This is a genomic window from Streptomyces sp. 8N114 (assembly GCF_052245835.1).
Classification (GTDB): Bacteria; Actinomycetota; Actinomycetes; order Streptomycetales; family Streptomycetaceae; genus Streptomyces.
Genome location: NZ_JBQQBT010000007.1, coordinates 192,364 through 207,164 on the forward strand (window position 1 = coordinate 192,364; position 14,801 = coordinate 207,164).

At 69.3% G+C, this 14,801-nt stretch carries 15 protein-coding genes; 11 read left to right on the forward strand and 4 right to left on the reverse strand.

All coding sequences use genetic code 11. The features are described from left to right. Positions 1-273: 273 nt before the first annotated feature. Positions 274-1,491 (reverse strand): erythromycin esterase family protein, encoded by a 1,218-nt coding sequence (locus tag ACTWQF_RS17560; RefSeq protein ID WP_443280343.1) that lies wholly within the window; start codon positions 1,489-1,491, stop codon positions 274-276. Positions 1,492-1,549: 58 nt separating this feature from the next. Here ACTWQF_RS17560 and ACTWQF_RS17565 point away from each other — a divergent pair, with 58 nt between their 5' ends. Further along, positions 1,550-2,299: a TioE family transcriptional regulator gene (locus ACTWQF_RS17565; RefSeq protein ID WP_443280344.1), complete on the forward strand. Its 750-nt coding sequence runs from the start codon at positions 1,550-1,552 to the stop codon at positions 2,297-2,299. 179 nt (positions 2,300-2,478) lie between these two features. Here the strand turns inward: ACTWQF_RS17565 and ACTWQF_RS17570 are convergent, their stop codons facing one another. Continuing rightward, entirely contained in the window at positions 2,479-3,198 is a 720-nt protein-coding gene (locus tag ACTWQF_RS17570; protein WP_443280345.1) for a hypothetical protein, read from the reverse strand. Positions 3,199-3,761: 563 nt separating this feature from the next. Between ACTWQF_RS17570 and ACTWQF_RS17575 the strand changes: the two genes are divergently transcribed. Both ACTWQF_RS17575 and ACTWQF_RS17580 read left to right on the forward strand, forming a co-directional pair. Then, a complete protein-coding gene (locus tag ACTWQF_RS17575) occupies positions 3,762-4,787 on the forward strand; it encodes an ADP-ribosylglycohydrolase family protein (RefSeq protein WP_443280346.1) in 1,026 nt (341 codons plus the stop codon). A 202-nt stretch (positions 4,788-4,989) separates the two neighbouring features. Beyond that, on the forward strand, positions 4,990-6,243 hold the full coding sequence (locus ACTWQF_RS17580; protein WP_443280347.1) for a GNAT family N-acetyltransferase: 1,254 nt from the start codon (positions 4,990-4,992) through the stop codon (positions 6,241-6,243). Between the two features lie 142 nt (positions 6,244-6,385). On the opposite strand, the gene ACTWQF_RS17585 is transcribed toward ACTWQF_RS17580, so the two are convergent. Then, positions 6,386-6,613 (reverse strand): hypothetical protein, encoded by a 228-nt coding sequence (locus tag ACTWQF_RS17585; RefSeq protein ID WP_443280348.1) that lies wholly within the window; start codon positions 6,611-6,613, stop codon positions 6,386-6,388. A gap of 353 nt (positions 6,614-6,966) precedes the next feature. On the opposite strand from ACTWQF_RS17585, the gene ACTWQF_RS17590 reads away from it, so the two are divergent. From ACTWQF_RS17590 to ACTWQF_RS17625, 8 genes are all read left to right on the forward strand, one after another. Continuing rightward, positions 6,967-7,518, forward strand: coding sequence for a CGNR zinc finger domain-containing protein (locus ACTWQF_RS17590; protein WP_443280349.1), 552 nt, complete (start codon positions 6,967-6,969; stop codon positions 7,516-7,518). Between the two features lie 168 nt (positions 7,519-7,686). Then, on the forward strand, positions 7,687-8,145 hold the full coding sequence (locus ACTWQF_RS17595) for a nuclear transport factor 2 family protein (RefSeq protein WP_443280350.1): 459 nt from the start codon (positions 7,687-7,689) through the stop codon (positions 8,143-8,145). 184 nt (positions 8,146-8,329) lie between these two features. After that, on the forward strand, positions 8,330-9,274 hold the full coding sequence (locus ACTWQF_RS17600; protein WP_443280351.1) for an RNA polymerase sigma-70 factor: 945 nt from the start codon (positions 8,330-8,332) through the stop codon (positions 9,272-9,274). A gap of 105 nt (positions 9,275-9,379) precedes the next feature. Continuing rightward, positions 9,380-10,579 (forward strand): NAD(P)/FAD-dependent oxidoreductase, encoded by a 1,200-nt coding sequence (locus tag ACTWQF_RS17605; RefSeq protein WP_443280352.1) that lies wholly within the window; start codon positions 9,380-9,382, stop codon positions 10,577-10,579. Between the two features lie 718 nt (positions 10,580-11,297). After that, entirely contained in the window at positions 11,298-11,729 is a 432-nt protein-coding gene (locus ACTWQF_RS17610; protein ID WP_443280353.1) for a hypothetical protein, read from the forward strand. A gap of 8 nt (positions 11,730-11,737) precedes the next feature. Continuing rightward, positions 11,738-12,196 carry a hypothetical protein gene (locus ACTWQF_RS17615; RefSeq protein ID WP_443280354.1) on the forward strand — a complete coding sequence of 153 codons (459 nt, stop codon included), beginning with the start codon at positions 11,738-11,740 and terminating at the stop codon, positions 12,194-12,196. A gap of 53 nt (positions 12,197-12,249) precedes the next feature. Further along, positions 12,250-12,675, forward strand: a complete 426-nt coding sequence (locus tag ACTWQF_RS17620) for a hypothetical protein (RefSeq protein WP_443280355.1) — start codon at positions 12,250-12,252, stop codon at positions 12,673-12,675. 783 nt (positions 12,676-13,458) lie between these two features. After that, complete coding sequence (locus ACTWQF_RS17625; RefSeq protein WP_443280356.1) at positions 13,459-13,968, forward strand: DinB family protein; 510 nt, start codon at positions 13,459-13,461, stop codon at positions 13,966-13,968. Between the two features lie 206 nt (positions 13,969-14,174). Here ACTWQF_RS17625 and ACTWQF_RS17630 read toward each other — a convergent pair whose 3' ends face one another. Beyond that, a complete protein-coding gene (locus ACTWQF_RS17630) occupies positions 14,175-14,726 on the reverse strand; it encodes a hypothetical protein (protein WP_443280357.1) in 552 nt (183 codons plus the stop codon). Positions 14,727-14,801 lie beyond the last annotated feature (75 nt).

The following is a 14,801-nucleotide window of genomic DNA, read 5'->3' on the forward strand; positions in this document are numbered from 1 at the left end:
GTTTCTCGGCGGCTTCGGCAACTTGTTCTCGGCAGCGCGGCGCCGATCGCGTTCGATGCACCCACCACCGCCCGGGAGCGGGCAAGGTCGTCTCGCTGCGGGATGTGTGCCGGGACACCGGTCCGGTCCGGCCGTCGCCGGAGGCCATCTGGGAGCACCAGTCTGCTGGGCACCGGGGGGCGCCCGGCGCTGAGGCGGTCATATGCGCCGTTGACGGCCGGGACGCCCCCGGCATCTGAGGCGCCCCGACTGTCCGGACTGCTGATGGTGGCTCTAGCTCTGTGGGACGTCCTTGATGAACACGATCCCGTCGATGCGGTCCAGGTGGGCTGGGTCGAGCGAGGCGTAGCCGAACCAGGGGGAGACGCGGGGCGCGGGCCGTGTGTGGCCGAGGGCGGTGGCCAGCCGCGGGGCGTCGATGACGCAGTGGTCCTCCGGGAGCGCGTAGAGGAGTCCTTCGAGGGTGTCCGGCGGTGGTGTGTCCACTCCCTGGTGCCGGATCGTGCCGAGGGCTGTGGCCACGAAGGCGTACTCCTCGCCGAGCTGGGCGCTCACCAGCGCACCGGCGCTCCACCACTCAACCGGCCCCTGCCACATCTGCATCGAGCTCTTGTGCCGCTGGAGATGGGAGTTGTGGGCGTGGACGAGTGCCGGGCCCCGGGCAGCGATGGCGAGGAGGTTGTGGGCCATCATCGAATCCCGCAGCGCGCACAGCCGCGTCATGCGGCTCGGTGAGGTGTCAGCCATCCAGTGGTGGTAGCGCAGCAGGCCGGCCGCTGTGCGCCCGTACAGGCGCGCCCGGTCCCAGTCGTCCCGCGAAGTCGTCGCGAGCAGGCGCGGCGTCTCCGCGTCGAGCAGCGCCACCAGATCGTCGGCGAGCAGTCGCAGTTGGCCGGACTCGGCCGACTGCCCCACGGACTGGGACGGGTCCATCATCGCGTCGGGATTGGTCCACCGGTCGTCGGTGCCGAGCAGGCGGTCGAGCGTTTCCGCGGTGCAGGGGAGCAGGTCCGCGTCGACCCGGGCCGCGAGGTAGCCGTGGAGTGCGATGAGGGCCTGCCGGGGGCTCGCGGCGTGGGTGATCTCCAGCGGGCCGTCGAACCCGGCGAAGCGGAGTCGCTCGGACGCGGGTCGGCCGTCGTTGTCGGCGCGAACGTTGTAGGCGCGCATCCAGCACACGAGTTCGCGGTTGGCCGCGGACGCGCCGAAACCGTGGCTGAATCCGCGCTCCATGACCTCGTCGAGGGTGCCCGTGCCCGTAGTGACGTAGTCGTCCACGACCAGGCCCGTCATGCAGTCGCTCTCGATCGCGATCGTCCGGTAGCCCTCCTGCTCGACGAGTTGCTGGAACAGCTCGTTGCGCAGGTCGAGCAGAGTGTCCTCGCCGTGGGTGGGCTCGCCCAGGGCGAGCAGCCGCGGCCGGGCCGGGAGCAGCCTCAGGACGGCGGCAGCCTCGACGGCATGGACGGTGTCCTTGATGTCAGTAGCCATGCCTTAAACGGTATCGTTGAACCCTCCGTGGAAACTCTCCCGCGATATCGTCAGGCTCATGGGGAGAAACTTTCAAAACTGCGAGCGGCTCAGGCCGGTTGATCTGGCGCGCGGGCACGGTCTGTCCACCCAGGCGATCAGGAACTACGAGGAGGCCGGCATCCTTCCGGCCGCCGATCGCACACCCCACGGCTACCGCACCTACACCCCGCTGCACGCGCAGGCCCTCCGCGCGTTCCTCGCCCTGGTGCCCGGCCACGGCCACCAGACAGCGGCGTCGATCATGCGGGCCGTCAACGAGGGCGCGGTCGATGAGGCGTTCCGCCTCATCGACGAGAGCCACGCCCAACTCCTCGACGACCGCGGGACCCTCAAGGCCGTGGAGAGCGCCCTCCGCGACCTGGAGCCCACCACGGCGTCCGGGCCCACCACGGCGTCCGGGCCGGCCGCGGTGTCCGAGCCCGGAGACACGTTCATCGGGCCGCTGGCAGGCAAGCTCGGAATCCGGCCCGCGACGCTGCGCAAATGGGAGCGCGCCGGGCTGGTGCACCCGCGCCGCGACCCGCTGACCGGGTACCGCGTCTACGACGAGGCCGATGTACGGGACGCCCGGCTGGCCCACCAGCTCAGGCGGGGCGGCTACCTGCTGGAGCAGATCGCACCGCTGATCGCCCAAGTGCGGGCGGCTGGCGGGCTGGAGCCGCTGGAGGCCGCACTGGGCGACTGGCGCAGCCGACTGTCCGCCCGCGGGCGGGCGATGCTGACCGGGGCCGCCGAGCTGGAGGCGTATCTCCGCAAGCGCGGATGAGATATCAGTCGCCGGCGGAAGAGAACAAGTCGCCGGCCGAAGAGAACAAGAGGCACCAACGGTTCCGTCTCGGCTGACCCGTCCGCCGATGTCGGCCCCCGCCGACGGTGCCGAGGGCGGCGCCGAACGGCACGAAGCACACGCCCTCGGCCTCGACTGTCGTACGGGCAGTTGCCGCCTCAGCGCAGTAGCGCCCCGCGCAGCCTCAGGCCGTAGTGAACGCGCAGGCGGTGGAGTTCCCACAGGCCCACCGCGGTCACCGAGATCGGCGCTCCCACGAGCATGATCATCCGCAAGGGCCCGGGAACACCCGCGTAGGCGCCGGTGAACACGTCGACGAGCAGCATCTCCCACACCACGGTCATCGCGATCAACGGCGGCACGGTCTCGTGGATATCGGCGGTACGGAAGACATGCACGAGGGACATCGAGATGCCGTAGACCACAAAGGGCAGCACCCAGACGATGGTGACCACCGTGGCCGTATGCTCAACGATCGTCATGGGCAGATTGCCCGCGAAAAGTCCGTTCCCGAAGCCCGTGAGCACCTGCAACGGGAAGAGGAACATGCCTGCAAATATCGCGACGATCGCGCCCAGCGGCCGGCCCGCACGCCGCAGCAGTTCCCTGCGCTGGGCGGGCCGGGCGAGCGCGACCAGTATCCCGACGAGTACGGGGAAGGTGACCGACAAGGCCAGAACGGTGATCCACGACTGGTTGAAGCGGTCTTTGGCCGCGTCGTTCAAGTTTTCCGCGAGGCGGTACGAGAGAGACACCCAGATGAAGGCGCCCAGACCCACCATGGTGCGGATCTTCTGGATGCGCCTCACCCCGGCGTCCTCGATCCGCCCGGGCCGCGACGGCAGAAAGACCCGCCTCCCCACGCCGATCGGTCCCACCGCGCGCCACGCTCGCGCGAGCGGCCCGGTCCGCCGCACCGGCACCGGGCGCGGGGGGTAAGGATACGGAGGTCGCGGATGCGGGTAGTTGGGCGGCGGGGGTGGCGGGACGTACGGAGGGGGCGGTACGGGATGGTTGCGGTTTCCACCGCGGGGCGGCTCCCCCCGCGGACCCCCTACGGCCATCTGCATTGCTCCCTCGTTCAAGCCAAGGCGTCCACCAAGCGCCGCAAGGACGCATGCATTGGAGACACCTGACGGGTCGGAATGGTTGCGCAACCTGCCGCGGGTCCGGCGATGATGCGGATGCAGCGCCTCGGCTCTCGCGGCGCGGCAAGATTCTCAACTTCCCCCCGCTGTGTCCACCTCTCCCCGGCGCCGACATCGAAGGCCACGCCACCAGCACCACACCTCCGCTCGGCATCTTCCACACCAACACGTGCGCCCCGCCGCACGGTGTGCAAACCCGGCGCGCACCGGACACATGAGGCACGCGCCGCTCTGTCGAACTGCTCCCGGCGAAAGCGGTGGCCACCACCCATCTCGGTGACTTGAATGGGCGGATGAACATCCAAGCAGGGGGCAAGCGGGCCGCGGTCGGGGCGATGGTCGGGCTGGCGATCGGGGACGCACTCGGCTTCCCCACCGAATTCAACGACGTTCCGCAGATCCTCGCCAAGTGCGGCCCCTGGCGGGTGATGGAGTTGCCCGCGCCCGCGTTCGTCACGGACGACACGCAGATGACCCTCGCCCTGGGCCGGGGGCTGCGTACCGCGGGGGAGCGGGGGCCGCTCGCGCCGGCCCGGGTGGTGCGGCCGGTCCGCGAGGAGTACGTCGACTGGTGGCGCTCGCCCGACAACAACCGGGCGCCGGGACGCACCTGCCTCGTGGCGTGCGAGCAGCTCAGTCATGAGAAGCGCCGCTGGCAGGAGGCCAGCCGGACCGGCTCCAAGGGGTGCGGCGCGAACATGCGGGTGGCGCCGGTCGGGCTGATGCCGGGGTTGCCGGAGGAGACCCGGTCGGGAGTGGCGCAGTTGCAGGCCGCGCTCACGCACGGGCACCCTACGGAGCTGGCCGCCAGCGACCTCACGGCACACGCGGTACGTCTGCTCGCGGACGGGACGCGGCCGGCCGAACTCGTGGGCACACTGCGGGACTACGCGCGGAAGAACCGCTCCGTCTACCGGGAGTGGTGGCTGGGCGACCTGTGGGAGTTCGCCCAGGACCACAGTGCGGCCGAGTTCACCGAGCGCGGGTGGGACGAGTGCCTGGCCGTCCTGGACCGGGTGGACGAGGCCCTGCGGGCACCGGACCCGGAGGTCGATCCGTGCACGTTCACGGGTGCGGGGTGGGTCGCCGAAGAAGCCCTGGCCACCGCTCTGCTGTGCTACCTGCTCTTCCCCGACGAGCCGCTCACTGCCGTACGCCGGGCCGCCTGTACTTCCGGCGACTCCGACTCCATCGCCTGCCTGACCGGCGCTTTCGCGGGTGCACACCTGGGTGCGGACGCCTGGCCGAGCGAATGGGCGGACCGGATCGAGTACCACGACGAACTACTGACCCTCGGGCACCTCTGGGACGCGGCCTGAGGCCCCTGTGCCCCACGCCGAGTGACGCAACGAGCACTGGAACGGCACCACTCGAACCCGTCGCCACTGCCGAGTTGGAGGCGCAGGATCTCGTCTCGTCCTCCACGCTGAGTCTGCCCTGTTGGGGCCACGCCACCGCCGACCCTGCCCGAGCGCGGGTAAGCGATTCCCCGCTCGCCTCGCCGTGATGTACACATGTTCGGTGACTACGCCGCCGTTCCCGCTTCGCAGCGTCGCTGAGCAGGAATTCGTGCCCTGGGCGCGAATGATCGCCGACACCTATGGCATGGACCGTTCCGAGGAGGAACTGGCCGACCAGCGAGCCGCGACAGACCTTGGTCGCACTCTGGCCGTCTTCGACGAGGGCGTGCCGGTTGCCGGAGCCTCCGTCTACAGTCGGGTGCTGACCGTGCCCGGCGGTGTCCTGCCCGTGGCGGGTGTCGCCTCTGTGGGCGTGGCCCCGACGCATCGCCGCCGCGGCATCCTCACCTCGATGATGCGTGCCCAGCTGACCGACCTGTACGAGCACCGGCGTGAGCCGATCGCCGTGCTCCGCCCCTCCGAGGCCGGGATCTACGGACGCTACGGCTACGGCCCCGCGACACTCGGGAACCCGATGCGTTGCGACCGACGTGCCATGCACTTCCGTCCCCACACCGACTTCGGGGACGGCACCGTCCGACTGCACCACGCAGATCAGGGCCGACCCCTCCTCGAGGAGGTCTACGACCGGGTCCGCACCCAGACTGTCGGCTGGCCCGACCGACAGGCTGTCCACTGGGCGGTGCGCCTCGCCGACCATCCGCACCGGCGCGGCGCAGCAACTTCGCTGCGCTTCGCCGTGCACCAGGAGAGCGACGGCCGCACCACCGGCTACGCGCTCTATCGGCACAGCTCCGCGCCGGACGGACTCGGCGGCAGCGCCGGCATGGTGCAGGTAGTGGAGCTGGCAGCGCTCTCTCGCCAGGCGTACGCGGCGCTGTGGCGCTTCCTTGCCGGAATCGACCTGGCGACCTGGATCGACTACGAGGGAGCTGTCGACGAACCGCTGCCGCACCTGTTGACCGATCCACGAGCAGTCCGGGCCGCACCGGTCGACCGCCTCTGGGTGCGTCCGGTCGATGTCGACCGGGCCCTGTCCGGCCGGAGTTACGCCTGCCCGCTCGACCTCGTCCTGGACGTGCGGGACGACTTCTGCCCATGGAACGCTGGACGCCACCGGCTGCAGGCGGAGGGTCGGACCGCGGTCTGTGAGCCCACGACCGCCCCCGCCGATCTGCGTCTGACGGCAGCGGAGCTCGGTGCCGTCTTCCTCGGCGGCACCACGCTGACCGCCCTCTCCGCCTCGGGGCTCGTCGAGGAACTACGGCCCGGCGCGCTCTCCCTCGCCTCGACGGCCTTCCGTGGCGAACGCGAGCCCTGGTACCCCGGCGGCTGGGCCTTTCCCCTCTGCTGAGCAGCCGCCCGGCGTACGTACGCCGAGCGGCTGCCCGGACTGCCCCGGAGATACGGCCGACCGGTGGACAGGCGCGGCTGCGGGAGTCGGGTCCCGACAGGTGGGGGGCAGCGATCGCGTGAGTGCGTTCCGGGCCCCCGGGTTACGGCGTGCTGGTGGGGGCTGTCGGCGGCCGGGGGAGGGCCTTGAGGATCTCGCCGTTGACCAGGAGGACGAGGCAGCCGCAGCCGCCGGCGCAGTATTCGACCTCGCCTTGGGAGGTGCGGTGATGCGACCGCAGTGTCCACCACCGCATCTCCTCGGGGGTCGGCTGCTGGCAGACAGGGCAACGGTCGTCGTCTGACGGGGTGTTCGGGGAGGTGGGAGCCATGCCGCCAGCGTGGAGTCACTGTCTAGAGCAGTTCAACCATTACATCCTTCCCTGGACTTGTGCTCACGGCCCCCGGGCGGGTGCGGCACCCCGCAGACTCCCGGGCAGCGGACAGCCAAGTTCCAGAGCGGTCGGCCGTAGTACGCCGACGAACGCCGGCCCCTTGGCTGCCGCACGCGCCAGTTGGTGCGGAGAGCAACCGGCAGCGCGCACAGATCGCGCAGTCAACGAAAGGGACGGCCACTCCGGTCCGCGGATGACTGACGACCGATGAGTGCACCAGGTTCATGGCCGCGAAGACGAGGCCGGGCAACCCCCTGCAGTCGCGGCCGGCACGATGCTGTAATTGTCTTATGCACTTCGACCCTTACGGCGGGGAGGCTGCCCGGCTGGCCGCGGACCTGGTGAACCTGACCGCTCCGCCCCAGCCCGGGGACCTCGAACCGCTGCTCGCCGCGCACGGAATCGTGCGTCCTGCGCTGACCGCGCGGCAGACAGCGGAGATCTGGGCATGGTGCCGGCGCCTGGCCGTCTGCTTCGGACCGCAGGATCTCGGCCGGCGGTGCCAGGCGGTCAACGTGCTCCTCGCCGCCGCCTCCAGCACGCCTCACATCTCGCTCCACGACGGCAACCCCCATCTGCATTACAGCGCGGCCGACGCTGATACCGCCGCGCACATCCGGGCCGTCACCGCGGCCGGACTCGCCTACGTGGTGTGTTCCGCAGGCGCCGACCGGCTGGGGCGCTGCGCGCGCCGCGGCTGCGCGGTGGCGTTCGTCGACACCTCCCGCAACGGCCGGCGCACCTACTGCTCGGTGCGCTGCGCCAACAACGACGCCGTGGCACGTCATCGCCGCCGGGACCACAGCACAGGCCACCCGCCGGCCACACAAGAAGCCGAGTAAACGCGAACCGGTGCCTTTCGTGACCGACATCCGAAGAAGGCGTGCCCTGTCACCCTTGGCTGCTCATTACGCCCGGGGTAATCGACCGCTCTGCCCTCCCACCGGCAGGATCGAGCACATCGACGGGAACCCCCGCCGGAATCCGGCCGCAGCCGCGAGGAGAGTGCCATGTCCGTCAAGTCCGCTGGCCACACGGTGAGTTCAGCCGCCACCGCGAGTTCCGACGCCGAGGACACCCGGGCCGTCGTGCAGGCGTTCCTTGCCGCCCGGGCGGACGGGGACATCGGGCGGATCGTCGCGCTGTTCGCCGACGAGGTCGACTGGGTGCTCGCCGAAAACCCCGCCGTCCCGTGGATCCGCCCGCGGTCAACCGCCGCCGAATGTGCCGCCCAGCTGACGGAGTTGCTGGAGCACACCGTGCCCGAGGATGCGCGCGCCTCCGTCGACACCATCCTCGTCGACGGCACCGACGCTGTCCTGATGGGGCACCTGTCGGGGACCGTACGCGCAACGGGAAAGTCCTTCCAGGGCCCGTTCGCGCTGCGCCTCACCGTCGAGAACAGCCGGATCACCAGGCACCACCTCTACGAGAACAGCGTGTCGATCGCCGAGGCCTGCACCCCGTGAGGCCAGCGCGGGCGGCCGCGCCTGAAGAGCAATGCCTGGCCGGGCCCCGGGCAGGCGGGCGCCGTCCACTCCACGGCGTCCGGGGAGTCGGACCGTACCGGCTGTGGGCGTGCAGGGCCGCAACGAGACTGCTGTCGCCCGCAACGAGGCTGCTGTAGCCCGCCGCGAGAGCTAGGATCGGGCCATGCCTCTGACCGTGGACGACGTGGACCGGTTCGAGGTCTTCAGGCCCCGCCTGGAGGCCATCGCCTACCGGCTCCTGGGCTCCGCGGTCGAGGCCGAGGACGCCGTGCAGGAGACGTTCCTGCGCTGGCAGAGCGCTGACGTCGACCGTATCGAGGTCCCCGAGGCGTGGCTGACGAAGGTCCTCACCAACCTGTGCCGCAACCAGCTCACCTCGGCCCGTGCGCGACGCGAGACCTATGTGGGCCAATGGCTCCCCGAGCCGCTGCTCGCCGGGGACCCGATGCTCGGCCCGGCCGACACCGCCGAGCAACGTGAATCCGTCTCGTACGCGGTCCTCACTCTGCTGGAGCGCCTGTCCCCCAACGAGCGGGCGGTGTACGTGCTGCGGGAGGCATTCGACTACCCGCACCGGGAGATCGCCGAGATCCTCGACCTCAGCGAGGCCGCCAGCCAGCAGATCTTCCACCGCGCCAAGAAACACGTCGCGGACGGCAAGGCCCGCACCGAGATCGACGAGGCCGCTGCCCGGCGGGTCGTCGAGGAGTTTCTCGCGGCCGCCACCAGCGGCCGGACCGAGCCGCTCGTACGGCTGCTCACCGAGAACGCCGTCGTGATCGGCGACGGCGGCGGGAAGGTCCCGGCCCGGGCCAAGGCGTTCGAAGGCGCCCTCGCCGTTGCGAAGTTCATGCGGGGCCTGTTCAAACCCAGCGAGGCCAAGCGCGCCATCCTCGGCGGCACAGCCGAGATCTACGCCACGAGCGCCAACGGCGACCCCGCCATCGTGGTGTTGGTCGACGGCCGGGTCGTCGGGGTCATGTGCCTGGAAGTCGACGCCGAGGGCATCGCCGCGTTCCGCAACCAGGTCAACCCCGACAAGCTCGCACGCGCGACCGAGCGGTGGGCGGCCGCTGAGCACGGGGAACCCCTGCTCAGCGCCTTCTGATCCAGATGTGAGGTGCTTCACACCGCGTTCCTGTCAGAAAACGGCGGGCCGCCCGGTTCAAGGGGCGGAACCGCGTCGGACAGGAGCAAGGAACAGGAGCAACAAATGCAGCACCGCATCATCGTCCTCGGAGCCGGGTACGCCGGAGCGGTCGCAGCCGGGCGTCTCGCCAAGCGGCTGCACCAAGAAGACGTCGCCATCACCCTCGTCAACGCCGAGCCCGACTTCGTCGAGCGCGTCCGGATGCACCAGCTGGCGGTCGGCCAGGAGCTCAAGCCCAGGCTCTTCAACGACATGTTCGCGGGTACCGGCGTCGTACTGAAGCTTGCGAAGGTCACCGGCGTCGACGTCGACCGCAGGACCGTCGCCGTCCTCGACGCGGACGACGGCGCCGAGGAACTGGAATACGACACCCTCGTGTACGCCCTCGGCAGCGGCTGGAACAACCAGGCAGTCCCCGGCACGGCCGAGCACGCCCACGAGATCGCCGGCCGCCCCGGTGCGTTGCGGCTGCGCGCGCGCCTGGCCCGCCTGGACGCCGGACAGCCCGTGGTTGTCGTCGGCGGCGGCCTCACCGGTCTGGAGGCCGCGACCGAGATCGCCGAGGCCCGCCCGGACCTCGACGTCGCCCTGGTCGCCCGCGGCGGCTTCGGTGACTGGCTCTCGCCCAAAGGCCGTCAGCACCTGTGGAAAGTCTTCGACAAGCTCGGCATCACCGTGCACGAGCACACCGCCGTCACCGGCGTCGAGACCGACCGTGTCACCACCGACGGCAGCAAGTCCGTCCCGGCCTCGGTCACCGTGTGGACCACCGGCTTCGCGGTCCACCCGATCGCGAAAGCCACTGCCCTGGAGGTCACCGGCACAGGCCAGATCGTGGTCGACGGGAGCATGCGCTCGGTCTCGCACCAGGACGTGTACGCCATCGGTGACGCGGCCCTGGTGATGGGCCCCGGCGACAAGCCGCTGCGCATGTCGTGCGCCTCGGGCATCCCCACCGCGTGGCAGGCCGCCGACTCCATCGCGGCTCGGCTGACCAGCGGGAAACTCCCGAGCGCGCCGCTCCGCTACTTCAACCAGTGCATCTCGCTGGGCCGCAGGGAAGGTCTGATCCAGTACGTCACCGCGGACGACCGTGCCGTCCGGGCTGCCCTGACCGGCCGGATCGCCGCCGTCTACAAGGAACTGGTCTGCAAAGGCGCGGCCTGGGGTGTCGCCAATCCGACGCTCGGAATGCCGATCCGGCGGCGCCGCGTCGTGCAGGAGCGCGCTCAGGCAGGCTCGGCCGTCAGGGCGCGGGTCTAGTGCGTTTCGTTCGGATCAGCTCGCGGGCCGAAGGAAGTTGCCTGCGGTGCGGAGTACGACAAGGCCGGGGCCGGCCCGCCGATCGGGGATCGCTGGAGAACGCGGAGATCGCCCCGGTCCGGGACCGTGAGTACGGCTGATCGTGGCCATGGCACCGGAGGGCGGCAGCCTGCCTCTCTTCACCGAGGGGCAGCAAGTGCGGGCACGGATCGACCTGCAGGAGCGCATGGCGCACGCTGCGCTGCACACGGCAGGGCACTTGGTCGAAGCGGTGAGGCGGATGCAGGGCTGGACATGCTCAGCAACAACCACCACCGCATGAATCTCGGCGAGCCGGGGCTGCTCCTCTGGTGCCGCGCAGTCAGGCCGGGCTCGGCGTGGAGGTGGAAGTTGCGGCAGCAGCTCCCACAGGGGCCAGGGCCCGGCTGTCGGGCGAGCAGCTGCCGGTCGACCATGCCCCGCGTACGGAATATGACCCACCCCGCCAAGAGCCACCCCCCAAGAGCCATCGGAAACGGCCTGGACGGGTCCATTTCCGGGCGGCACTTCGACTTCTGTTCCGCCGGACCCATGCGGAGGACTTTCGGCTCTCGCCGAAAGTCCTGGCCCGCCCCAGGGATTGCCGTGCATCCTGCTTCTGCCGCGTCCGTTGCGGAATCCAGAGACGCGGGGGGCGTGCCGGCCTCGACCCGCGGCACGACAAAGGGGGAACCACTGAATGCTCACATCACGAAACGCGGCGGCTTTCGCTTGCGCCGTACTGGTCGCGAGCGGCGGGCTGACCGCAAGCGCCACTGCTGCCTACGCCGGGGGCCTTTCGGAACGGGCGGCGCGGATTGCGTCGACCACGTGTGAAGAATTCCGGGAGCCGTACGCGAGGTGCGAATCACCTACGAAGGGCCGCACGCAGGGGGCCTACATCGACAAGGGCGACAAGGTCGATATCGTCGACCGCTACCGGAACGGGCGGTCGACGAAGGTGGTGCCCCACGTCAAGGGGAGCGGAAAAGCGTACTTCTCCAGCAAGGGTCAGCAGCACAGGGTCGTCGGAAACAGCTATACCGAAGGCAAGAAGGTCCGCATCAAGGTATGCACCTCGTTCAGCAAGAAGGCCAAGTGCTCTGACTGGAGCGGCTGGGGGACCACGTGAAGCACCGCATGCACGCACTCGAGAAGGTCGTCGCAGCCGCCTGCGCCCTGGCCGTCACGACAGGGGGTCTGGCCGCTGCCGCGGGAACAGCCTCCGCCGACACGCCCGCACCCCGGGGCACCGCTTCGGCATCACTCGCGGAAGCGAAGAAGAAGACTGACTGTTACACCCACGCGTCGTCGGACATCACAGCCGGATGCGCCTCCTCCAAGAAGAACCGGACATTCGCCTGGTTCGATACCGACGGAGACGACATCGGCATCGTGGATCACTACCGCAATGGGCGGTCCACGAAAGTCAAGCTCAAAGTCGAGGGGTACAAGGTCAGGAATTACAGCAGCAAGCGCAAGAGCTTGAGGGTCGTCGACGCGAACTTCAAGGAGAACAGGATGGTACAGATCAAGGCGTGCACCTCGTTCAGCAAGAAGGCCAAGTGTTCCGATTGGAGCAAATGGGACTTGACCTGATCGCGGAACGCGAGGAAATTCCGCGAAGTTCCTGCTGACAGGAGACACCACCCATGAACGTACACAGGAACCGGATCGCATCGGCCTGCGCGGGCGTACTCATCGCGCCCGCGCTCGCGGCGGTGCCCGCGGTTGCGGATTCCGGCAACGGGGCACCGCAAGTGAGGAAGACCACGTGCGAGACCGTGACGGTCGAGCCGGCCGCGTACTGCGGCACCTCGGCGAAGAACGTGACCCAAGTGACCTACTACGACAAGGGCGACAAGATCCATATCCTCGACAAGTACAACAATGACCGCTGGACAAAGGCGATCGTCCATGTCCAAGGCCACTCGAAGAAGAAGTTCAGCAGCAAGGGAAAGAAGCACCGCGTCGTGGAAGGACACTATCCCGAAGACCGGTCGATCCGCGTAAAAGTCTGCACCTCGTGGACGAAGAAGGCCAAGTGCAGCGGCTGGTCGCGCTACTTCGCGACCTGAGGGCGCGAACGAGCAGAGCGGGCGCGGTCACCCCACGGTGCCGGGTGACCGCAGGCTCCAGACGCGGGCCGGAGGCCGACTGACCACTACAGCGCAGCATTCGGCGCGCGAGCATGCGCGGCAACCAGCCAGGACATCCTCGTCGGCGCGCCGACGGGCTCGGCAAAAAGCGCGCGGCGAGCGGGCGCCGGTGGCCCTACCGTGCCGACGCAGGCCAAGCAGAAGAGAAGAGGGGGGCGGGTACAGCGCCCGCCCCCCGCACCTCCCTCCACACGGTCAGCGGCCGGTCGGGTCGGAGGGGCCGCGGGACAGCCGGGAAATGCGCTGGCCTGCGGTATCCGCCGAGCTACAACGGCGAGCCCTGCGAGGGCGCGCTGTGCCTCTGGTCCTCATCCGTTCGGCCGGCCGGTATCGGGCCGGCTGGGTGCGACCCGGGCAGGCCAGAGCGTATGACGGGGGTTCTCAACTGCCCATGAAGAGGGCGCTTGCTCTTCCATTTACCTTCCAACCCCCTTACATGGCTGTCGCCGGGTGCCCGGTGAAACGCCGGCCGCGCGGCAGTTCGCGGCCGAAGCCGCCGGTCGTCGAGGGGAGGCCAGCAGCTGGCACATGAGGTGGTCGCCGTTGTGGAGGACGGAGCCCGCCACTACCTCGCCGCCGGGGAGAGAGAAGGACCTCACCGGCCCAGAGCGGGTGCGGGTGACCGGTGAGCCTTTCTGATTTCTGTGGGCCGACGGGAGTGGATACTGGCCTGCGTACAGGCACGGATGAGGAGTACGGCCAGTGGCGAGCGACGATCGCATAGGACCGCCTACGTTTGGAAGCGAACGCGAGATGTTGCGGGCTTTCCTCGACTACCACCGCGCGACCCTCGCCATGAAGTGCGAAGGGCTTGCCGACGAGGAGCTGCGGCAGCAGTCGATGCCGCCGTCCACGCTTTCGCTGCTCGGTCTCGTGCGTCACATGGCGGAGGTGGAGCGTGCTTGGTTCCGTCGAGTGTTCGAGGACAATGACGCGCCCATGGTGTGGTCCGACAAGATCGACTTTCAGGCGGCGTACGACGCGAGCGTGTCGACCAGGGATGAGGCGTTCGCAGCTTGGGAGGCAGAGGTGGAGAGCTCGCGCCGTATCGAGCGGGAGGCTGAGTCCCTGGACCAGCCCGGGTATCAGCCGCGATGGGGCAAGGAGGTGTCGCTGCGGATGGTGATGGTGCACGTGCTCCTGGAGTACGGCCGCCACAACGGGCACGCGGATTTTCTGCGCGAAGGCGTCGACGGCACCGTGGGCGCCTGAGTCCACAAGAGCCACCGATCCCCAAATGCTGATCCCTGCCAGAAATCCACGCGACCGGAATTGAGCGAGCCCAACGTCGCCCGGCTACAAGAAGCGGTTTCGGGTCCTGCGCCAGCTACTTGCCTGCGCGGAGACCGTAGAGCGTAGAGCTCCCCAAACGTCTGAACCGCTGGCCGCGTTCCCGCTCCGAAGCCGGGTCGCTTCAGTCATCGCCTGGCAGCAGCGCGGCGGTCCCGACGTGTGGGCCGGGACCAGAGATGGCGCCAGGCTGACCGCCGCCGAAGCACGTACCAGGCTCCGGCCTCGCGAAGTTCGGTGTGTGCGATCCGGGTCTGTTCCCGTCCGGTGACCAGTGCTTCTTCGACAGCCTCGCTGGCCTTCCCGTCAGGCCCGACGGGTCCCAGTTCGATGTCGCTCAGTTCGAGTGCCGATAACGAGGCCCTGTGTGCACCAGCGAGGAGGTGAGAGTCGGACGTGGCGAGAGCGAGGCGGTCTCGTGCCTTGGTGATCTCCGAACGTGCCCGGTACAGGGCCGCACGTTCTTCACCCGTTTCGGGCTCTCTCTCCCGGAGGCCGGCGATCCGCAGCCAGAACAGCTCCCGGTAGGCCAGCACCGCGTCGAGCAGGTGGGCGACAAGGTCGGTGACGTGGAGCAGCTGCTGCTCCTCCCGGGTGCGCCGGTCCAGCCAATGCTGAGAGGCGACGCCCAGGGCCGCACCGGCCAGGGTGCCCAGCACAGCAATGACACTTGACCACATCAGCTTCCCCCTCCCAACAGGCCAGCTAAGCGTGAAACGGGGTGCCGGCGCCAGGCCGTACCACTTGCGGCGCAC